The sequence below is a fragment of the Pantoea sp. USHLN256 genome, from assembly GCF_037149875.1.
Classification (GTDB): Bacteria; Pseudomonadota; Gammaproteobacteria; order Enterobacterales; family Enterobacteriaceae; genus Pantoea; species Pantoea nemavictus.
In genome coordinates, this window is record NZ_JBBCQO010000005.1 from 82,778 (window position 1) to 104,113 (window position 21,336).

The following is a 21,336-nucleotide window of genomic DNA, read 5'->3' on the forward strand; positions in this document are numbered from 1 at the left end:
GGGCAGCATAGCAGCATTTCGGCTGATTGTTAATCTGTTTACAAAAAAGCAACATCCGCGCGTTATTTAGCAGGTTCGTCTACGGATTGCGCGCGATCACATAAAAAAAGCAGGCGTTGAAAGCCTGCTTGCTGCATAAACGAGGAGAAACCGATTATCGATCGACCAATATAAACTCGCTGTCGTTATAACGTGCGCCCTGAATATTGTGCACGCTGAACAGCTCATCCAGCGTGGCGACATCAACCCCGCGTAATGTTAAATCGGCGGCGGCGCAGTTCTGTTCCAGATGGGCGATTTTACTGGCTCCGGGAATCGGCACGATAAAATCACCCTTCGCCAGCACCCAAGCCAATGCCAGCTGGGCGGCTGTGGCGTCATAACCTGCAGCCATCACGGAAAGTTGATTCACTAACTTCTGGTTATGTGCCTGCGCATCCTGCTGGAAACGCGGTAAAGAACGACGGAAATCATCTTCGGCTAGCCGCCGACAGGAAGTCGCGGTAAAAGGTTCGCTGGTGCTGGATAACAACGAACGGATTTTACAGGCGGCGCGTGCGGGCGTGGGCATTGCTTTTCTGCATGAAGGCACGGTGCGGGAAGATTTAGAACGCGGCGATTTAATTGAAATATTGGCAGAATTTACTGCGGTTGAAGAAGGATTCTGGCTCTACTATCCAAGCCGTAAATATCTTTCAGCGCCGCTGCGGCATTTATTGATTGGCTTAAAGAAATGAATAACCAATTAAAGCCATCCATTACGCGATCTATTTAAATAGTTAAATAAAAACAAAATGATTAATTATAAATAATTTTTAAAATTAAGGTGAAATAAAATAGGTTTGGCGTAGACTGCCTGCGGGCGCTTGAGGCAATTTGCTTCAAGCTGAAAAGATTGAGGTAGGTTGTGGAGCGTAAAACCGTGCAGTTAATTTTCATTAACCGCACGGGCAAGCGACATACCCTAACACCTGAGAAATGTCAGGGTAGTCGCTTGCTCGTGCTAAATCAAGAGGAACACGACTATGAAGTCAATATTCAGCAAGCTGATTATCAGCGGGCTCATTCTATTAGGATTGTGTCTGGTAAATCGCAGTTCACTCTGTGAATTACGATTACGGATATTCACTGCTGAATTATCGGCTGTTATGGCTTACGAAGCACGACAGTAAAACTTCTTTAGCGGGAGTTCGCTCCCGCTATTCCGGCATTGCGCATGTGTTAGCTCACGCGCCTTTTTTTTATTTCTTTATTTAACCAGAACGACTAATAAAAAACGGCTCCTTAAAGGAGCCGTTAATTTATTCAAAGCGAAAAGTTATTTCTTTTTCGCTTTCGGGTTCGGCAGGTCCGTGATGCTACCTTCGAATATTTCCGCTGCCAGGCCAACAGACTCATGCAGCGTTGGGTGCGCGTGAATGGTCAGCGCGATATCTTCGGCATCACAGCCCATTTCAATCGCCAGACCAATCTCACCCAGCAGCTCGCCGCCGTTGGTACCGACAATCGCGCCACCGATGACACGGTGCGTTTCTTTGTCGAAGATCAGCTTGGTCATACCGTCTGCACAATCAGAAGCGATCGCACGGCCTGAAGCTGCCCACGGGAAGGTAGACACTTCGTAGCTGATGCCTTTCTCTTTGGCTTCTTTCTCGGTCAGACCCACCCAGGCAACTTCTGGCTCGGTATAGGCAATGGATGGGATTACTTTCGGGTCGAAGTAGTGCTTCAGACCGGAGATCACTTCCGCCGCGACGTGGCCTTCGTGCACACCTTTGTGCGCCAGCATTGGCTGACCCACGATGTCACCGATGGCATAGATGTGCGGTACGTTGGTGCGCATCTGCTTGTCGACGCGGATGAAGCCGCGATCGTCCACTTCCACGCCTGCTTTACCAGCATCCAGACCTTTACCATTCGGTACACGGCCAATCGCCACCAGCACCGCGTCGTAACGCTGTGCGTCAGCTGGCGCTTTTTTGCCTTCCATCGATACGTAAATACCGTCGTCTTTCGCTTCAACCGCGGTGACTTTGGTTTCCAGCATCAGGTTGAATTTCTTGCTGATACGCTTGGTGAAGACTTTCACCACGTCTTTATCGGCAGCCGGGATCACCTGGTCGAACATCTCAACCACGTCGATCTCTGAACCCAGCGCTTTGTAAACGGTGGCCATTTCCAGACCGATGATGCCGCCGCCCATAACCAGCAGACGCTTCGGCACTTCTTTCAGTTCCAGCGCATCGGTAGAGTCCCACACGCGCGGATCGTTGTGCGGAATAAATGGCAGTTCGATTGGACGAGAACCGGCCGCGATGATCGCGTTGTCGAAGTTAATGGTGGTTGCGCCACCTTCACCCTCTACCACCAGCGTGTTAGCACCGGTGAATTTGCCGAGGCCAGTAACCACCTTCACTTTACGACCTTTCGCCATACCCGCGAGGCCGCCAGTGAGTTGGTTAATCACCTTCTCTTTCCAGCTACGAATTTTGTCGATGTCAGTTTGCGGCTGGCCAAACACGATACCGTGCTCTTCCAGGGCTTTTGCTTCGTCGATCACTTTGGCGACGTGCAGCAGCGCTTTTGACGGGATACAGCCTACGTTCAGACAAACACCGCCGAGGGTGCTGTAACGCTCAACGATTACGGTTTCCAGACCTAAATCAGCGCAACGGAAGGCTGCAGAGTAACCTGCAGGACCTGCCCCAAGTACCACGACTTGAGTTTTAATCTCTGTACTCATCATGACCTCTTGTTTGATTACCGGCAGTCAGGAGAAAGCTTTTCCCAAGCTATAATGCCCTATATCCGCCGGGACATTTCACCGCGAGAGTTTACAGAATTGTTAACAAACTGCCAACCGCGGCAACATTGAATGCTTACAACAAGGCCGGCTTACGCCGGCCTTGATTAACTTCACATCACCAGACGGCGAATGTCGGACAGTGTGTTGTTGATGATGGTGATAAAGCGCGCACCATCAGCACCGTCGATCACGCGGTGGTCGAAGGAGAGTGAGATAGGCATCATCAGACGCGGCTCAAACTCTTTACCGTTCCACACCGGCTCCATCGCTGACTTGGAAACACCGAGGATAGCCACTTCCGGCGCGTTGACGATCGGCGCGAAGTGCGTAGTGCCCAGGCCGCCAAGGCTGGAGATGGTGAAGCAACCGCCCTGCATGTCGCCCGCGGTCAGCTTGCCATCACGTGCTTTCTTAGAAATCGCCATCAGCTCGCGCGACAGTTCAGTGATGCCTTTTTTGTTCACATCTTTGAACACCGGAACCACCAGACCGTTTGGCGTATCTACCGCCACACCGATGTTGATGTATTTCTTCAGTGTCAGTTTCTGTGCATCTTCAGACAGTGAACTGTTGAAGCGTGGCATCTGCTCAAGAGCAGCGGCAACGGCTTTCATGATGAACACCACGGGTGTGAATTTCACATCCAGTTTACGTTTCTCCGCTTCAGCATTCTGCTGTTTGCGGAAGGCTTCCAGATCGGTGATGTCGGTTTTGTCGAAGTGGGTAACGTGCGGGATAACCACCCAGTTACGGCTCAGGTTGGCACCCGAGATTTTCTGGATACGACCCAGTTCCACTTCTTCGATTTCGCCAAACTTGCTGAAGTCTACTTTCGGCCAAGGCAGCAGACCAGGCAGGCTTCCGCCGCTGGCAGCAGCAGCCGGAGCCGCTTCAGCGCGTTTCACCGCGTCTTTAACGTAAGTCTGCACGTCTTCTTTCAGAATGCGACCTTTGCGGCCGGTGCCTTTGACTTTCGCCAGGTTGACACCGAACTCGCGCGCCAGGCGACGAATCACCGGCGTAGCGTGCACGTAAGCATCGTTCTCAGCGAACTCGCCTTTAGCATCCGCTTTCGCAGGGGCAGGCGCGGCGGCAGGTTTAGCGGCTTCGGCTGCCGGAGCGGCTTCCTGCTTAGCTGCTGGAGCCGCAGCCGGTGCCGCGCCTTCCACTTCGAACACCATGATGAGTTTACCGGTGCTGACTTTATCGCCAGTCGACACTTTCAACTCTTTCACGGTACCGGCGAACGGTGCAGGCACTTCCATTGACGCTTTGTCGCCTTCAACCACGATCAATGATTGTTCAGCAGTAACTTTGTCGCCGACTTTCACCAGAATCTCGGTGACTTCAACTTCATCGCCACCAATGTCCGGCACGTTGACGTCTTTCGCGCCAGAGGCCGCAGGGGCTGCTGCTGGAGCCGTTTCCTGTTTGGCTGCTGGAGCCGCAGCAGGCGCTGCGCCTTCTGCTTCGAATACCATGATCAGTGAGCCGGTATTCACTTTATCGCCGGTGGCGATTTTGATCTCTTTCACCACACCCGCGAACGGTGCAGGGACTTCCATTGAGGCTTTGTCGCCTTCAACGGTGATCAGTGACTGCTCAGCGGCAACGGTGTCGCCCACTTTGACCAGAATCTCGGTAACTTCAACTTCGTCGCCGCCGATGTCCGGTACGTTGACCTCTTTGCTAACCGCAGCAGCGGCAGCAGCTGGAGCAGGAGCGGCTTCCGCTTTCTTCTCTTCTGCTGGCGCTGGCGCCGCTTCTGCGGCACCTTCTGCGTCAAAGATCATGATGAGTTTGCCGGTTTCCACTTTGTCACCGGTTGAGATTTTGATCTCTTTCACCACGCCGGCCTGCGGCGAAGGCACTTCCATTGAGGCTTTATCACCTTCTACGGTGATCAGCGACTGTTCAGCTTCAACCTTGTCGCCCACCTTCACCAGAATTTCGGTGACTTCAACTTCGTCTGCCCCGATGTCCGGCACGTTAATTTCAATAGCCATTACTCTCTTACCTCTTAAGCCAGACGCGGGTTAACTTTATCGGCGTCGATGTTGAACTTGGTGATTGCTTCTGCCACCACTTTCTTATCGATTTCGCCGCGTTTAGCCAGCTCACCCAGCGCAGCCACAACCACATACGATGCATCCACTTCGAAGTGGTGACGCAGGTTTTCGCGGCTGTCTGAACGACCGAAGCCGTCAGTACCCAGCACGCGATAATCGCTGGAAGGTACGTAGCTGCGAACCTGTTCTGCGAACAGCTTCATGTAGTCAGTTGATGCGACAGCCGGCGCCTCGTTCATCACCTGCGCGATGTACGGTACACGTGGCTCTTCGGTTGGGTGCAGCATGTTCCAGCGCTCGCAATCCTGGCCATCACGCGCCAGCTCGGTGAACGAGGTCACGCTGTAGACGTCAGAACCGATGCCATAATCTTTCGCCAGGATCTGCGCGGCTTCACGCACGTGACGCAGGATTGAACCTGAACCCAGCAGCTGCACTTTGCCTTTGCTACCGTCTACGGTTTCCAGCTTGTAGATACCCTTACGGATACCCTCTTCCGCACCCTGCGGCATCGCCGGCATGTGGTAGTTTTCGTTCAGCGTGGTGATGTAGTAGTAGATGTTCTCCTGCGCTTCGCCGTACATACGCACCAGGCCATCTTGCATGATGACCGCCACTTCGTACGCGTAAGACGGATCGTAAGAGATACAGTTCGGGATGGTCAGCGACTGAATGTGGCTGTGACCATCTTCGTGCTGCAGGCCTTCGCCGTTCAGTGTAGTACGACCGGAGGTGCCGCCGACGAGGAAGCCGCGCGCCTGCTGATCGCCCGCCAACCACATCAGATCGCCGATGCGCTGGAAACCGAACATCGAGTAATAGATGTAGAACGGAATCATCGGCAGGTTGTTGGTGCTGTAAGAGGTCGCCGCTGCCAGCCAGGATGAACCTGCGCCCAGCTCGTTGATCCCTTCCTGCAGAATCTGGCCTTTCTCGTCTTCTTTATAGTAAGCAACCTGCTCGCGGTCCTGCGGGGTGTACTGCTGACCGTTCGGGCTGTAGATACCAATCTGACGGAACAGACCTTCCATACCGAAGGTACGGGCTTCATCCGCGAGGATCGGAACCAGGCGATCTTTGATCGACTTGTTCTTCAGCATCACGTTCAAGGCACGCACGAAGGCGATGGTGGTGGAGATCTCTTTATTCTGCTCTTCCAGCAACGGACGGAACTCTTCCAGCGTTGGCATTTCCAGCTTCTCGCTGAATTGCGCCTGACGCGTTGGCAGGTAGCCGCCCAACTTCTCACGTTGACCGTGCAGATAGTTGTACTCTTCAGAGCCTTTTTCGAAGGTCACGTACGGCAGCTCTTCGATTTTCTCATCAGCAACCGGCACGTTGAAGCGATCGCGGATGTAGCGAACGCCATCCATGTTCATCTTCTTAACCTGGTGCGCGATGTTTTTGCCTTCGGCAGTATCACCCATACCATAGCCTTTAATGGTATGTGCCAGAATCAGCGTTGGCTGACCTTTGGTCTCCTGCGCTTTTTTCAGTGCTGCGTAGACTTTCTTCGGATCGTGGCCGCCGCGGTTCAGGGCGAAGATCTCTTCGTCTGACCAATCTTTCACCAGCGCTGCGGTTTCCGGGTATTTACCGAAGAAGTGCTCGCGCACGTAGGCGCCGTCACGGGATTTGAAGGTCTGATAATCGCCGTCAACGGTTTCGTTCATCAGTTGAATCAGCTTGCCGCTGGTGTCCTGACGCAGCAGTTCATCCCAACGACCGCCCCAGATCACTTTGATCACGTTCCAGCCAGCACCGGCGAAGATGCCTTCCAGCTCGTTGATGATCTTACCGTTACCGGTGACCGGGCCATCCAGACGCTGCAGGTTACAGTTGATGATGAACACCAGGTTATCCAGCTTCTCACGGGTGGCGATAGTGATCGCACCTTTGGATTCCGGCTCATCCATCTCGCCATCACCGAGGAAGGCGTATACGGTTTGTGCTGAAGTGTCCTTCAGGCCGCGGTGTTCCAGATACTTCAGGAATTTCGCCTGATAGATCGCCGACAGCGGGCCAAGGCCCATAGAAACGGTCGGGAACTGCCAGAAGTCTGGCATCAGTTTCGGGTGCGGATAAGAAGAGAGGCCGTTGCCATGCACTTCCTGACGGAAGTTGTTCATCTGCTCTTCGGTCAGACGACCTTCAAGGAAGGCACGTGCATAGATGCCCGGAGAGATATGGCCCTGGAAGTAAACCAGATCGCCGCCGTCTTTGTCGCTACGCGCGCGGAAGAAGTGGTTGAAGCACACTTCATAAATGGTCGCGGAAGACTGGAAGGAGGACATATGGCCACCCAACTCCAGATCTTTCTTCGACGCACGCAGCACCGACATGATGGCGTTCCAACGAATTGCGGAACGGATACGACGTTCAAGAGAGGTGTTGCCCGGATAGTCCGGCTCATCTTCAACAGCAATAGAGTTAATGTAGTTGCTGATTGCAGAGGAACCTGCGGCAACTTTCACGCCACCTTTGCGTGCTGCACTCATTACCTGATCAATCAGATACTGCGCGCGCTCAACACCTTCTTCACGGATGACCGATTCGATCGCTTGTAGCCAATCACGAGTTTCGATCGGATCCACGTCATTCTGTAAACGTTCTGACATGGGGTGTATTCCTTATCTGTGTCTAATACGTTGAAATTATCAGGAGCCTGTCTGCTTGTGCTTTGCTTCTGGTTCACAGCACAAGAAGACAGGCCCGTCGTGTTTTCCGCACGTTCGTTGCCGTGCGTTATTCCTTACGTTGCTGTAAACGACGCAGGGAGCGTTCACGACGACTCTGCTCCCGACTTCTATCCAGCAAGATTTCCTCAATGAACGCCAGGTGACGATGAGAGGCCTCGCGTGCTTGTTCTGGCTCACGAGCCACAATCGCCTCGAAAATACTGGCGCGGTGACCGCTCACTTTCGCCAGCATTTCCCGGCGAGCGTAGAGCAATTCAAAATTCTGACGGACGTTTTGTTCCAGCATAGGGCCCATGGAACGCAGCAAATGCAGAAGCACCACATTATGAGCGGCTTCTGTGACAGCGATCTGATACTTCATCACTGCATCGGCTTCGGCATCGAGATCGCCGCTGTCCTGTGCCTGCTGAATGTGAACATGGCAGTCGCGGATGCGCTGCAGATCTTCATCGGTGCCCCGCAGCGCCGCATAATAGGCAGCAACGCCTTCCAGCGCATGGCGGGTTTCCAGCAGGTCAAACTGAGATTCTGGATGTTCGGCAAGCAGCCCGACCAGCGGGTCGCTTAGGCTTTGCCAGAGATTTTTTTGGACGAAGGTGCCACCGCCCTGACGACGCATCAGCAGGCCTTTAGCTTCCAGGCTCTGAATCGCTTCGCGCAAGGATGGACGTGAGACATCAAACTGTTTCGCCAGTTCACGCTCGGGGAGCAGTTTTTCTCCCGGCTGGAGCGTCCCTTCCATAATCAGGGATTCCAGTTGCTGCTCAATTGCATCAGAGAGCTTGGGTTGGCGAATTTTACTGTAAGCCATCTTCCCTTCTTATCAGCCAAACGTCCGGAGTAAATTGGTAATACCAATTGAAAAATGGTGCCGGTAAAGTAACAAAGTATTCACCTTGTGTCTATATGGGCGAGGTCACACTTCAGGGGAAGATCGTAGCAGTGATGCGCTAACTCACCGGGATAGAGTGAAAAATTACTGGGCGGCAACAAATGTTAATGAATTGCACTTTTACCTAACCTTACACTGAGTTAGCGCCGTCAAAACCGTGCAACCATAAGTGAAAGCTATTCGTGTTCACGATTTTTTCGTGGCAGAAATATTGCGACCGGCGCGCAGTGAATGCTGCTGCTTTTTCAGTCATCTCTCAGCACAAAAAGCAAAAGCAGGTGCAAAGCGGCGCGCTTATCACTATTCTGAACGCCGTGGTAGCTCATGCATGCACACAGCACGCCAGATACCGTAAAGAAAAGAGTACATTAGGGTAAACGACCTTACAGTGCGCGCACTGCAGGTGCACAATAACAACATCACGAGGTTTGTATGGAACAACAGCATGGCGACACGCTGCACCGCGGCTTAAAGAATCGCCATATTCAGCTGATTGCGCTGGGCGGAGCCGTAGGTACTGGCCTGTTTCTGGGTAGCGCATCAGTGATTAAATCGGCGGGTCCCGCCGTGATTCTCGGTTATGCGATTGCCGGTTTTATTGCCTTTCTGATTATGCGCCAACTGGGCGAAATGGTGGTTGAAGAGCCGGTTGCCGGAAGCTTCAGCCACTTCGCCTACAAATACTGGGGCAACTTCGCCGGTTTCGCCTCGGGCTGGAACTACTGGGTGCTGTATGTATTGGTCGCCATGGCTGAATTGACCGCCGTCGGCAAATACGTGCAGTTCTGGTGGCCGGACTTCCCCACCTGGGCTACTGCCGCCATCTTCTTTGTACTGATCAACGCCATCAACCTGACCAACGTTAAAGTGTTTGGTGAGATGGAGTTCTGGTTCGCGATCATCAAAGTCGTCGCGGTTATCGGCATGATCCTGTTCGGCGGCTGGCTGCTGTTTAGCGGCAACGGCGGCCCACAGGCTAGCGTAAGCAACCTTTGGGATCAGGGCGGTTTCTTGCCGCACGGCATGGCCGGGCTGGTGATGATGATGGCAATCATTATGTTCTCGTTTGGTGGTCTGGAGCTGGTGGGCATTACCGCCGCAGAAGCCGACAATCCAGAAGAGAGCATCCCGAAAGCCACCAACCAGGTGCTGTGGCGTATCCTGATTTTCTATATCGGCTCACTGGCTGTATTGCTTTCGCTGCTGCCGTGGACGCGCGTAACAGCTGATACCAGTCCGTTCGTGTTGATCTTCCATGAACTGGGCGATGCTTTTGTCGCCAACGCGCTGAACGTGGTGATCCTGACGGCTGCACTGTCGGTCTACAACAGCTGCGTTTACTGCAATAGCCGCATGCTGTTCGGCCTTGCGCAACAAGGCAACGCGCCAAAAGCGCTGTTAAAAGTCGATAGCCGCGGCGTGCCAGTCGCCACCATTCTGGTCTCTGCCGTTGCGACCTTGCTGTGCGTCCTGATTAACTACCTGATGCCAGGTGAAGCCTTTGGTCTGCTGATGGCGCTGGTGGTTTCCGCTCTGGTTATCAACTGGGCGATGATCAGCCTGGCGCATCTGAAATTCCGTAAGAAGAAAGACCAGCAAGGCGTGACCACCCGCTTCAGAGCGGTGCTCTATCCGCTGGGTAACTGGATCTGTCTGGTGTTCCTGGCCGGCGTGCTGGTCATTATGCTGATGACGCCGGGCATGGCGATCTCGGTATGGCTGATTCCGGTCTGGCTGGTGATTCTGGGTATCGGCTACACCATTAAGAACAAACTACAGAAAGCCTAATGTTATTCCCTGCCCGGCACGCTGTTGCCGGGCAGTTCCTCTGATCTGGCTCACACTTTTTCCCGCCCGCGCGTTTTGTCCATCTACCCGACCATTTACTCCCCAGCAGATTACTGATTTTGCACAGATAATTTCTGCTCATCTAGTCGCTGGAGACGATCAATGAAAGGAGCAGCCCTCTCGTTCCGGGAGAAACTGGGATATGGCATGGGCGATGCCGGATGCAACATGATTGGTGGCGCCATCATGCTGTTCCTCAATTATTTCTACACTGATGTGTTTGGCTTAGCCCCGGCGCTGGTCGGCACGCTGTTGCTCTCGGTGCGCGTGCTGGATGCGGTGACCGATCCGATCATGGGCGCCATTGCCGACCGAACCCAGAGCCGCTGGGGCCGTTTCCGCCCTTGGCTGCTGTGGGTTTCCGTGCCCTACGTGCTGTTCAGCGTCTTGATGTTTACCACGCCGGGCTGGAGCTACGACAACAAAGTTATCTGGGCATTTGTCACCTACTTCCTGATGTCGCTGACCTATACCGCCATCAACATCCCTTACTGCTCGCTGGGTGGCGTGATTACCAACGATCCCGGAGAACGCGTGTCGTGCCAGTCGTATCGCTTTGTGATGGTGGGCGTTGCCACGCTCATTCTTTCGCTTTCGCTACTGCCGATGGCCGAGTGGTTTGGTGGCGACAATAAAGCACGCGGCTATCAGCTGGCGATGAGCGTGTTGGCGCTGATTGGTCTGGCCATGTTCCTGTTCTGTTTTGCTACGGTGCGCGAACGCATTCGACCTGCGGCGCCAAGCAATGATGATTTGAAACAGGACCTGCGCGACGTATGGAAGAACGATCAGTGGGTGCGCATTCTGCTGCTGACGTTCTGTAACGTCTGCCCTGGTTTTATCCGCATGGCGGCCACCATGTATTACGTCACCTGGGTGATGGGCCAATCGACGCACTTCGCCACGCTGTTCATCAGCCTTGGCGTCATCGGCATGATGTTTGGCAGCACGCTGGCGAAAATTCTTACCGACCGCTGGTGCAAGCTCAAAGTCTTTTTCTGGACTAACATCGCGCTGGCGCTGTTCTCCTGCGGCTTTTACTGGATCGATCCACACGCCACCGTCGCGGTGGTGATCGCCTATTTCTTGCTGAATATCCTGCACCAAATTCCCTCGCCGCTGCACTGGTCGCTGATGGCCGACGTGGATGATTACGGTGAATGGAAAACCGGCAAACGCATCACCGGTATGAGCTTCTCCGGCAATCTGTTCTTCCTGAAAGTTGGGCTGGCGGTTGCCGGTGCGATGGTAGGTTTCCTGCTGTCGATATATGGCTACGATGCCGGTGCCAAACAACAGGCACCCAGCGCCACTAACGGCATCATGCTGCTGTTTACCGTGATTCCAGGCGTCGGCTATCTGATAACCGCTGGCGTGGTGCGCTTGATGAAAGTAGATCGCAAAATGATGCGCACCATTCAGGCCGATCTGGCACTACGCCGTGCCCATTCACATCACGTATCCCCTATCGCGTCCTCAGCGACTACGCAACCCGGAGAGATCAAATGAGCTGGCCCAATCCTTTTATTACCCAACGCGCCGATCCCTTTATTCTGCGTCACGCGGATGGCTACTATTTTATCGCCTCGGTGCCGGAATATGATCGACTAGAGATTCGCTATGCGTCTACGCTGGCTGGCCTGATTGATGCGCAAGCCGTTACCGTATGGCACAAACCCGATACCGGCCCGTTCAGCGCATTAATTTGGGCACCAGAACTGCACCACATAAATGGGCAATGGGTGATCTATTTTGCCGCCGCGCCGACGCGCGAAATTAAAGATGGGCTTTTCCAGCACCGCATGTATGCGCTGGTGTGCAATGATGCCAATCCGCTCAGCGGCAACTGGCAACCTTGCCGTCGCGTCCACACGCCCATCGACTCCTTCTCGCTGGATGCCACTTACTTCTCGCATCAGGGCAAACACTGGTATCTGTGGGCGCAGAAAGACCCGGCTATTCCCGGCAACTCCAACCTTTATCTCGCCGAGCTACTCAATCCCTGGACATTGAAAAGCGCCCCGCTGATGCTGAGCCGACCTGAGTACGAATGGGAATGCGCAGGGTTTAGCGTGAATGAAGGGCCGGCAGTGATTCAGCACGGTGAACGATTGTTTGTCACCTACTCCGCCAGCGCCACCGATGAAAATTACTGCCTTGGCATCTTAAGCATTGATGTGTCAGCCGATCCGCTTAACATCAGCGCCTGGCATAAATCGGCGCGTCCGGTATTTGCCACCAGTTGGGATAATCAACAATACGGGCCAGGGCATAACAGCTTTACGGTGGATGAGGCGGGGCGGGATGTGCTGGTGTATCACGCACGTAACTATACGGAAATTGAGGGCGATCCGCTGTGGGATCCGAATCGCCATACGCGATTAAAGTACGTTGACTGGCGCGAAGACGGCACACCGGATTTCGGCGTGCCGCCGGCCGATCACACCAGCGTGCCGTAGATGGTCAATAGCGCCACCACCACCACTAGCACCAGAGAAATACGTTTCGCGAGCGCCACCGCAACACGTGGCGTTTCGACTTTATCCATGTGCGGATCGCGTGCCAGCGAGAACTGCGCCAGGCTGGTCAGCACCTGATACTGCGGGCGATGCAGATCGCCAAGCGCGGCAAACCACGCCGGCAGCGCACGCTCGCCGTGCCCGAGTAGCGCGTAAGCCACACCGGCAAGGCGCACAGGAATCCAGTCCAGCAAGTGCAGCAGGCGATCAACGCCAGATTGCGAACGCTGCAGCGGCGAATGGTGTTTCGCCAGCCAACTCTGCCAGGCGCGCAGAAATGCATAACCCACCAACAGCACCGGACCGTAAGGACCGCCAACCACAAACCAGAACAGCGGCGCCAGATAGTAGCGGAAGTTAATCCATATCAGCGCATTCTGCAGTTCACGCAGGAACTCGCGTTCGCTGCACTCAACAGGCACACCGTGAATCAGCGTCAGTTCGGCGGCCATCGCCTGATGGGCTGCTTCATCGTCATGGCTCGCGGCTTTAAGGTAGTTGTGATAGTGCAGCCGTACCGAACCGGCGCCAATGCACAGCAAACCCACCACAATCCAGAACAGCAGTTGCGCTACGCCAAACAGAATACCTTTCAGGCTCCACACCACCAGCCAGACGATCAGCATCGCCATGACGGTCATCAACAGCGTGCGCAGCAGGGAAAAGCGCTGACGTCTCCGGAACAGCGGCTCAAGCCGATGATCCAGTTGCCAATGTTCACCCAGCTTAAAAAGGCGTTCCCAACCTAAGACTAATAACAAGCTAAACAACGTCATACCTGCTCCTGCTGTTTCAGGAATTCTCCTGCCTGATAGACTCTTTATATCGCGGCCAGTCAAACGAGAGCCCCGGATCCGTTTTACGTTCCGGCGCTATATCGCTGTGGCCGGTAATGCGCGACGGCGTCAATGGATAGTGCTGCAATAACAACGCCGTCACCTGTTGCAAAGTGGCATATTGCGCATCGGTATACGGCAGCGTATCGGTGCCCTCCAGCTCAATGCCCATCGAAAAATCATTGCAGCTTTCACGCCCTTCAAATTGTGATACCCCAGCGTGCCAGGCGCGCTGATCGAAAGAGACGTATTGCACCAACTCACCATCGCGGCGAATCAAACAGTGTGCTGCCACGCGTAGGTGGGCGATCTCGGCAAAATAGGGATGCGCATCCGCAGGCAACGTGCCGGTAAACAGCCGATCGATCCACGGCCCGCCAAACTCACCGGGCGGTAAGCTAATGTTATGAATCACCAACAGCGAGGGAACTTCATCATTCGGACGCTGATTAAAGTGGGGTGAAGGTACTTTGCGCGCGCTGGTGATCCAGCCCTCTTCCAGTTTCATGCCGTTAAATCCTCAGCAAAATCAGGCTGAGAATAACATGTTTCAGAGAGCAGACTTGCGACTTAATGCGCCAGCAACCCGGAGTTAAGGATACTAAACATTTCACCTGCAGCAACTGGCAATGGCCGATAAATCAGGCTAAGGTGAGCGCACAAAATCTCGTCTTGTGGAGTGGTAAACCATGGCAACGCGTCGTTACGATCCCGATCATCGCCGTCAGGAATTGATTAAGCGTATTGAGCAAGATATCCCTGAAGCCGTTGCCCGCGCGCTTCAGGAGGACCTGGGCGGCGAAGTGGATGCCGATCGCGATATCACCGCGTTACTGCTGCCAGCCGAGAAGCAGGCTGTGGCGCAGGTAATCACGCGTGAAGTCGGTGTTTTTTGTGGTAAACGCTGGGTGGAAGAGGTGTTTATCCAATTGGGCAATAAAGTGAGCATCAACTGGCATGTTGAAGATGGACAAACGCTGGTTGCCGATCAACTGCTATTTGAGCTCAGTGGCCCGGCGCGCCTGCTTTTAACCGCAGAACGCACTGCGCTTAACTTCGTACAAACGTTGTCTGGTGTGGCTACTGAAGTCAGCCGCTATGTCGCCCTGCTGCAAGGTAGCAACACGCAACTGCTCGACACGCGTAAAACCTTACCCGGCCTGCGTACCGCGCTGAAATATGCGGTGCTGTGCGGTGGCGGTAACAATCATCGCTTAGGTTTGTCGGATGCTTTTCTGATTAAAGAAAACCACATTATTGCCAGCGGCTCAGTGCGCAACGCGGTAGAAAAAGCGCTGTGGCTATCGCCCGATGTGCCGGTTGAGGTCGAAGTCGAATCACTGACGGAACTGCAGGATGCCATTGATGCTGGCGCGGACATCATCATGCTGGATAACTTCAGCCTTGAAATGATGCATGAAGCGGTGGCGCTAACCAATAAACGTGCGCTGCTGGAAGTCTCTGGCAACGTTACCGAAACCACGTTGCCACACATTGCCCAGACCGGCGTGGACTACGTTTCCGTTGGTGCGTTAACCAAGCATGTGCGCGCGCTGGATTTATCGATGCGCTTCCGCGACCTTTAATTCAGCGCCTCCGTCGCCCTTCGTGGCGGCGGTTTTGCGGTATGCCTTCCAAATTTCTGCTAGCTCATCTGTAATCCTGACGATTCTCTGCGCGATGCTTTCCAGACTCGCGCATGCCTGGCTTCCGCTTTTACTCGCCCTTTTCTACCGTAGCGGCTCCACAACAAGGAGCATCACTATGGAAAGACAACGCGGTTTTACCCTCATCGAATTGATGATTGTGATTGGCATCGTCGCCATTCTCAGCGCCATCGGTTTACCGGCCTACCAAAATTATCTGCAACGCGCGGCGCTAACCGACATGCTGCAAACCATGGTGCCGTATAAAACGGCAGTGGAACTCTGTTCGATTGAACGTGGCGGTCCAGCGCAGTGTCAGGCGGGACAGCGCGGCATTCCTGCGGCGAAAGGTTCGCGCTATGTGGCAACGCTGAGCGTGGTCAACGGTACGATCAATCTGACCGGACAAGAGAGCCTTAGCGGATTAGCGGTCGAAATGCTGCCAATTTGGAACGCATCGGATGGCACCATGAGCTGGCAGCGTAGTTGTACCAGTGATAACAGTAGCCTGCGCGATAGCTGTCTTGAACAGTTCCGCTTTGATGACAAGGATGCCAATTAATGGACAATCCAAATGCTGCGTTACAAGCCTTGTGCGCACGTTATCAGGCGGTAATTTTGCAACATGACGCCACGCAGCTGCGCGTGGCGGTAGCAGAGACGCCCGACCCGCTGCTACTGGAAGCATTGCAGTTCGCCAGTCAGTGCAAGGTCGACGTCGAATGCTGGCCTGCGGCACGACTCGAACAATTGCTCCACGAACCTGAAGCCGCTAGCACGCCACGTGAACACGCCAGCGCAGAGTCAGCGATTAACGCGGTGGATCAAATCTTGCGCCAGGCCATCCAGCGTCGCGCATCGGATGTCCATTTCGAACCGCAGCGACATGGGCTGCGCGTGCGTCTGCGCATAGATGGCGTGCTGCATAAACTGCCTCAATCCTCCGAGGCGCAGCCTGCTGCGCTACTGGCACGCTTAAAGATTCTCGGCGGATTAGATATTGCGGAACGACGTTTACCGCAAGATGGGCAGTTTACGCTGGAAATAGACGACAAACTGGCAGCGTTTCGCCTTTCGACATTACCCATCAGTCAGGGCGAAAAGGCCGTGGTGCGTTTGCTGCAAAGTGAAAATAGCGCCATCACACTCGATAAACTGGGGATGCCCGCAGCACAGTTACGCCTGTTGAAAAATGCGCTGGCAAAGCCTCAGGGTTTGATTCTGGTCACCGGCCCCACCGGAAGCGGAAAAACCTTCACGCTCTACAGCGGCTTAAGCGCGCTAAACGTGCCGGAAAAGAACGTGTGTAGCGTGGAAGACCCGGTGGAAATTCCGCTCGATGGCATTAATCAAACGCAGATCCAGCCGCGCAGCGGGCTTGATTTTAATCGTGTGCTGCGTGCACTGCTGCGCCAGGATCCTGATGTCATTATGGTGGGTGAAATTCGTGATGCCGAGACAGCAAGCATTGCCGTTAAGGCGGCACAAACCGGCCATCTGGTCCTCTCCACTTTGCATACTAACTCAACCGCTGAAACGTTGACGCGTCTGCGCCAGATGGACATTCCGGGCTATCTGCTGGGACCTGCTCTGCAACTGGTGGTCGCGCAACGCCTGGTCAGGCGCCTGTGCGTGCATTGCCGTCAGCCGGGGCAAGCTATCGCCCATCTGCCAGGCGACCTCTGGCCTGGCACCCTACAAACCTGGCGAGCGCCCGGTTGCGATCACTGCTTCTCTGGTTATTACGGCCGTCTGGCGCTGTTTGAGATTCTGCCGATAACCAGCAAATTGCAAAATGCTATCTCGGCAGATATGCCGCTAGAGCATTTGCTGGCCATAGCCAATGAGCAAGGATTGAAAACATTACTGGCTGCAGGGCTGGAAGCGGTGAGTCGCGGCGATACCTCTTTTGAAGAGATGCAGCGCGTGGTGGGACTTGGCGATGGCTAATCTCTATCATTTTCGCTGGCATGCGCTTGATACCATGGGCGTATTGCAGGAAGGTGAGTCGCTCAACATCAGCCAGGAAGCCCTACTCAATCAACTTTCCGATCGAGGCATGCTGCCGGTGAGTTGGCAGCGTGGTAAATGCTGGCGCTCACGCGATTGGAAGTGGCAGCAGAAGATCGATCTGGTTAGGCAATTAGCGACGCTACTTAAAGCCGGTTTGCCGCTGGCCGAAAGCCTGATACTGCTGGCGGAAGGTCATCCGCATGCCGGTTGGCGGGTATTACTGAAAGGATTGCAGCGCCGCGTCATTGCCGGTGAACCCTTTTCACAGGCGCTGCAGGAGTGGCCGCAAATCTTTCCACCGCTGTTTCCCGCGCTGATGCAGGTTGGCGAGTTAACGGGCCAACTCGACGAATGCTGTCGCCAGCTGGCGCAGCAGCAAAGCAAGCAGCAATATTTACGGCAAAAAGTTGTGGAGGCGCTGCGTTATCCCTTGTTTATCTTGCTGGTGGCGCTCGCGGTCAGTGCCGGCATGCTGCTGTTTGTGCTGCCGGAATTTGTCTCCGTGTATGCCAGTTTTGATGCTCCGTTGCCCGCTTTTACCGCTGCGGTGATGTCTCTGTCAGAACTTTTGCAAAAAGCCGCACTACCGCTGTCGCTGGTATGCGCCGCGGTGCTGGCAACTGCGCAGCAAACTTATCGACGCTCAGTGCCCTGGCAAAAGCGTACACAGCAATGGCTGTTACGCATGCCGTTGCTATCACCGCTGTGGCGCGGTGGGCAGCTCAGCCAGATTTACGCCATCCTGCAACTTACTCAGCAATCTGGTTTAACGCTGTTACAGAGCCTGCAGGCGGTAGAGGTTACGCTAGTATCGCGTCTGTGGCGTGATGCCATTGTTCAATTGCAACAGCATATCGCTGCGGGTGCACCACTGCATCAGGCGTTACAACAGCATCTGCTGTTTACACCGCTTTGTGCCCAGTTGGTCAGAGTTGGCGAAGAGGCGGGTGCGCTCGATGTGATGCTGGCGCGTCTGGCGGAGTGGCATGAGGCCCAAACGCTGGCGCGGGCTGATGCTCTGGCTGCGTCGCTGGAACCGATGATGATGGTGGTGATTGGCGGGATTGTTGGGACGTTAGTGATAGCGATGTATCTGCCGGTATTTGGCCTGGGTGATGCGATTCGTTAACGGGCACGCGCTGTGCGCGCCCGTTATCTTCGATCAGCGAGTAAACACGCGGTTCTCTTGTTCTGCTACGCGGATAAAGGTGGTGCGCTTAGTCAGCTCTTTCAAACGCTCCGCGCCCACGTAGGTGCAGGCTGAACGCAAGCCACCGAGGATATCTTTCACCGTATCTTCAACGGGACCACGCAATGGCAAGCGTACGGTTTTACCTTCAGCTGCACGGTATTGCGCCACGCCGCCTACGTGACGCTTCATCGCCGATTCGGAGCTCATGCCGTAGAACAACATAAACTTCTCACCCTGATCTTCAACGATGGTGCCCTCGCACTCGTCATGCGCCGCAAGCATGCCACCGAGCATGGTGAAATCTGCACCACCACCGAAAGCTTTGGCAATATCGCCCGGAACCGAACAGCCGCCATCACTGACGATTTGTCCACCCAGACCATGTGCCGCATCAGCACACTCAATAACCGCAGAGAGCTGAGGATAGCCCACGCCGGTCTTCACTCGCGTGGTACACACCGAGCCAGGGCCAATCCCTACTTTGACGATATCGGCGCCCGACAAAATTAGCTCTTCCACCATTTCACCGGTGACGACATTGCCCGCACAGATGGTTTTACCTGGGAAGCTTTCACGCACCCGCAGCAAGAACTGAACAAAGTGCTCGGAGTAGCCGTTAGCCACGTCGATACAGATGAAATTAAGTTGCGGTGATAACGCCAGAATCGCGGATAACTTAGTGAAGTCTGATTCAGATGTGCCTGAGGAAACCATCACATGACTCAGCACCGTCGCCGGGACGCGCTGCACAAATGCCTGCCAGTCTTCTACGCTATAGTGCTTATGCACCGCGGTCAGTAGGTTAAAACTGGCCAGCGCTTCAGCCATAGTGAACGTGCCGACGGTATCCATATTAGCGGCAATAATGGGTATGCCGCTCCAGTTTAAGCCTGAGTGTTTAAACGTGAAGGTGCGTTCCAGTTCAACCTCGGAACGGCTTTTCAAGGTGGAGCGTTTTGGGCGGATCAAAACATCTTTAAAGCCCAGTTTTAAATCTTCTTCAATGCGCATAGCTGATTGTCCTGGTTAGTGAAGACGAACCGCGGTTCGGGTAGCGCTCACGGCTCCAGTGTCGTTATCATACGCGCCATTCCTTGCGCGACAAGACTGCGAATTTCACTTTATTTAGGCTACAATCCCTTAAATTTAGCTGAGAAAAATGATTGTGATCATGCTCTCATCTTGCTGTGGTTAATCACCGCTCACGATATAAATTTTGCGAGAACGCTATGCCTTATACCGTTGCGCTCACCGGTGGCATTGGCAGTGGTAAAACCACTATTGCTAATGCTTTCGCAGCGCTAGGCGTTGATATTATTGACGCTGACGCCATTGCCAGAGAAGTCGTTGAACCCGGCACGCCCGCCTTAAAGGCGATTGCTCAACGACATGGAGAATCCATTCTGACGGCTGAAGGCACGCTCTATCGTGCGCGACTTCGTGAAATTATTTTCCAGCAACCGCAAGAAAAAAACTGGCTCAATCAGTTGCTCCATCCACTCATTAACGCCCGCACACAACAATTAAAGTTACTGGCCACTTCACCTTATGTGCTTTGGGTGGTGCCGCTGTTAGTCGAAAATGGATTACAGCAGCAGGCCGATCGTGTGCTGGTGGTAGATGTGGATACCGCAACGCAATTGCAACGCACTCAACAGCGCGATGGCATTTCACTGAGTCAGGCGAAAAGTATTCTTGCCGCGCAGGCCAGTCGTGAGCAGCGATTAGCCTGTGCGGATGACATCATTGATAACAGCGGTACGCCTGAACAGGTGCTACCGCGCGTTGCTGCTCTTCACCAGCACTATCTAAGTCTGGCAGCAACCGGAAAGGATTAACATCATGAGTACAGTTGTTCTATTCGAACACCCTTTGAACGAGAAGATGCGTACCTGGTTGCGCGTTGAGTATCTTATTGATCAGCTGCATGAAACTGTGCCAGTAAGTGGTTCGGTCTCGGCTCTCGGCGTTTTTCGCATTCTTAGCGATCTCCTGGATATTTTTGAGCGCGGAGATATGCGCACTGAATTGCTAAAAGAGCTGGAGCGGCAGCAGCAGAAGTTACGCGCCTGGCTGGATGTGCCTGGCGTTGACGAACTGCGCGTTAGCAATCTGCGCCAGCAATTGAAACAATACTCTAGCGAATTGATGGCTGCGCCGCGGATGGGCCAACAGCTACGTGAAGATCGCCTGATTGCGCTGGTACGTCAGCGCCTGAGTATTCCCGGCGGCTGCTGTAGTTTTGATTTACCAAGTCTGCACATCTGGCTGCATCAGGACCAATCGGTGCGTGATGTGCAGGTCAATAGCTGGTTAGAATCGCTGAATCCGCTGCGTAATAGTTTAACGATGATTCTCGATTTAGTGCGTCAGTCCGGCGTATTCCGTCATCAAACTAGCCTCAATGGTTTTTATCAGGACAATGCCGAAGGATCCGATTTGCTGCGCCTGCAGTTAATGCTGGAAGATGCGCTGTATCCGCAAGTCTCGGGCCACAAAAGTCGCTATGCCATTCGTTTTCTGCCGTTAGACAGCGAACGGGGTGAGGTGCCAGCCCGACTGAATTTTGAATTAGCTTGTTGTTAGAGGAAGTTATGCCGGAAGAGATTATTACCGTACCTTGTCCCAATTGTCGTAGAGATGTGATCTGGGATGAGTTGAGCCCGTGGCGGCCATTCTGCAGTAAACGTTGCCAGCTGATTGATTTAGGTGAATGGGCAGCAGAAGAAAAACGCATTCCCAGCAACGGTGATCTGACAGACAGCGATGACTGGAGCGAAGAGCAGCAGTAACAAAAAAGTAAGGGGCCAGCAGCC

General features: G+C 54.0%; 20 protein-coding genes. 12 read left to right on the plus strand and 8 right to left on the minus strand.

What is annotated here, in order from left to right; all coding sequences use genetic code 11:
• Window positions 1-154: 154 nt before the first annotated feature.
• Entirely contained in the window at window positions 155-532 is a 378-nt protein-coding gene (locus tag WFL93_RS14235; RefSeq protein WP_336778415.1) for an aldo/keto reductase, read from the minus strand.
• Between WFL93_RS14235 and WFL93_RS14240 the strand changes: the two genes are divergently transcribed.
• Both WFL93_RS14240 and WFL93_RS24300 read left to right on the plus strand, forming a co-directional pair.
• Complete coding sequence (locus WFL93_RS14240) at window positions 519-737, plus strand: LysR substrate-binding domain-containing protein (RefSeq protein WP_336778416.1); 219 nt, start codon at window positions 519-521, stop codon at window positions 735-737. The genes WFL93_RS14235 and WFL93_RS14240 overlap by 14 nt on opposite strands.
• Before the next feature lie 288 nt (window positions 738-1,025).
• Entirely contained in the window at window positions 1,026-1,172 is a 147-nt protein-coding gene (locus WFL93_RS24300; protein WP_007888693.1) for a Hok/Gef family protein, read from the plus strand.
• A gap of 146 nt (window positions 1,173-1,318) precedes the next feature.
• Here WFL93_RS24300 and lpdA read toward each other — a convergent pair whose 3' ends face one another.
• From lpdA to pdhR, 4 genes are all read right to left on the minus strand, one after another.
• Complete coding sequence (gene lpdA / locus WFL93_RS14245; RefSeq protein ID WP_007888688.1) at window positions 1,319-2,743, minus strand: dihydrolipoyl dehydrogenase; 1,425 nt, start codon at window positions 2,741-2,743, stop codon at window positions 1,319-1,321.
• Between the two features lie 173 nt (window positions 2,744-2,916).
• Complete coding sequence (gene aceF, locus WFL93_RS14250; protein ID WP_336778417.1) at window positions 2,917-4,812, minus strand: pyruvate dehydrogenase complex dihydrolipoyllysine-residue acetyltransferase; 1,896 nt, start codon at window positions 4,810-4,812, stop codon at window positions 2,917-2,919.
• 14 nt (window positions 4,813-4,826) lie between these two features.
• On the minus strand, window positions 4,827-7,493 hold the full coding sequence (gene aceE / locus WFL93_RS14255) for a pyruvate dehydrogenase (acetyl-transferring), homodimeric type (RefSeq protein WP_007888685.1): 2,667 nt from the start codon (window positions 7,491-7,493) through the stop codon (window positions 4,827-4,829).
• 127 nt (window positions 7,494-7,620) lie between these two features.
• On the minus strand, window positions 7,621-8,385 hold the full coding sequence (gene pdhR / locus WFL93_RS14260; protein WP_007888684.1) for a pyruvate dehydrogenase complex transcriptional repressor PdhR: 765 nt from the start codon (window positions 8,383-8,385) through the stop codon (window positions 7,621-7,623).
• Between the two features lie 513 nt (window positions 8,386-8,898).
• Between pdhR and aroP the strand changes: the two genes are divergently transcribed.
• From aroP to WFL93_RS14275, 3 genes are all read left to right on the plus strand, one after another.
• Window positions 8,899-10,254, plus strand: coding sequence for an aromatic amino acid transporter AroP (gene aroP / locus WFL93_RS14265; protein ID WP_336778418.1), 1,356 nt, complete (start codon window positions 8,899-8,901; stop codon window positions 10,252-10,254).
• A 162-nt stretch (window positions 10,255-10,416) separates the two neighbouring features.
• Window positions 10,417-11,823, plus strand: a complete 1,407-nt coding sequence (locus WFL93_RS14270; protein ID WP_336778419.1) for an MFS transporter — start codon at window positions 10,417-10,419, stop codon at window positions 11,821-11,823.
• Window positions 11,820-12,773, plus strand: a complete 954-nt coding sequence (locus WFL93_RS14275; protein WP_336778420.1) for a glycoside hydrolase family 43 protein — start codon at window positions 11,820-11,822, stop codon at window positions 12,771-12,773. The genes WFL93_RS14270 and WFL93_RS14275 overlap by 4 nt, the downstream gene beginning before the upstream one ends.
• Here the strand turns inward: WFL93_RS14275 and ampE are convergent.
• Window positions 12,755-13,609 (minus strand): beta-lactamase regulator AmpE, encoded by an 855-nt coding sequence (gene ampE / locus WFL93_RS14280; protein ID WP_336778421.1) that lies wholly within the window; start codon window positions 13,607-13,609, stop codon window positions 12,755-12,757. The genes WFL93_RS14275 and ampE overlap by 19 nt on opposite strands.
• 16 nt (window positions 13,610-13,625) lie before the next feature.
• Entirely contained in the window at window positions 13,626-14,177 is a 552-nt protein-coding gene (ampD, locus tag WFL93_RS14285) for a 1,6-anhydro-N-acetylmuramyl-L-alanine amidase AmpD (RefSeq protein WP_007888669.1), read from the minus strand.
• A 181-nt stretch (window positions 14,178-14,358) separates the two neighbouring features.
• Here ampD and nadC point away from each other — a divergent pair, with 181 nt between their 5' ends.
• From nadC to hofC, 4 genes are all read left to right on the plus strand, one after another.
• A complete protein-coding gene (nadC, locus tag WFL93_RS14290) occupies window positions 14,359-15,255 on the plus strand; it encodes a carboxylating nicotinate-nucleotide diphosphorylase (RefSeq protein ID WP_336778422.1) in 897 nt (298 codons plus the stop codon).
• 178 nt (window positions 15,256-15,433) lie between these two features.
• Window positions 15,434-15,877 (plus strand): prepilin peptidase-dependent pilin, encoded by a 444-nt coding sequence (gene ppdD / locus WFL93_RS14295; protein WP_336778423.1) that lies wholly within the window; start codon window positions 15,434-15,436, stop codon window positions 15,875-15,877.
• Window positions 15,877-17,265, plus strand: coding sequence for a type II secretion system protein GspE (gspE, locus tag WFL93_RS14300; protein WP_049851456.1), 1,389 nt, complete (start codon window positions 15,877-15,879; stop codon window positions 17,263-17,265). Before ppdD ends, gspE begins: the two co-directional genes overlap by 1 nt.
• Window positions 17,258-18,457 carry a protein transport protein HofC gene (gene hofC, locus WFL93_RS14305; protein ID WP_336778424.1) on the plus strand — a complete coding sequence of 400 codons (1,200 nt, stop codon included), beginning with the start codon at window positions 17,258-17,260 and terminating at the stop codon, window positions 18,455-18,457. The genes gspE and hofC overlap by 8 nt, the downstream gene beginning before the upstream one ends.
• Window positions 18,458-18,490: 33 nt before the next feature.
• Here the strand turns inward: hofC and WFL93_RS14310 are convergent, their stop codons facing one another.
• Window positions 18,491-19,531 (minus strand): GMP reductase, encoded by a 1,041-nt coding sequence (locus tag WFL93_RS14310; protein ID WP_049851454.1) that lies wholly within the window; start codon window positions 19,529-19,531, stop codon window positions 18,491-18,493.
• Between the two features lie 218 nt (window positions 19,532-19,749).
• Between WFL93_RS14310 and coaE the strand changes: the two genes are divergently transcribed.
• The 3 genes from coaE to yacG are packed head-to-tail and all read left to right on the plus strand — an operon-like array spanning window position 19,750 to window position 21,312.
• Entirely contained in the window at window positions 19,750-20,358 is a 609-nt protein-coding gene (gene coaE, locus WFL93_RS14315) for a dephospho-CoA kinase (RefSeq protein ID WP_049851453.1), read from the plus strand.
• Window positions 20,359-20,362: 4 nt separating this feature from the next.
• Window positions 20,363-21,106: a cell division protein ZapD gene (zapD, locus tag WFL93_RS14320; protein WP_007888650.1), complete on the plus strand. Its 744-nt coding sequence runs from the start codon at window positions 20,363-20,365 to the stop codon at window positions 21,104-21,106.
• Between the two features lie 8 nt (window positions 21,107-21,114).
• Window positions 21,115-21,312: a DNA gyrase inhibitor YacG gene (gene yacG, locus WFL93_RS14325; protein ID WP_007888648.1), complete on the plus strand. Its 198-nt coding sequence runs from the start codon at window positions 21,115-21,117 to the stop codon at window positions 21,310-21,312.
• Window positions 21,313-21,336: the final 24 nt, after the last annotated feature.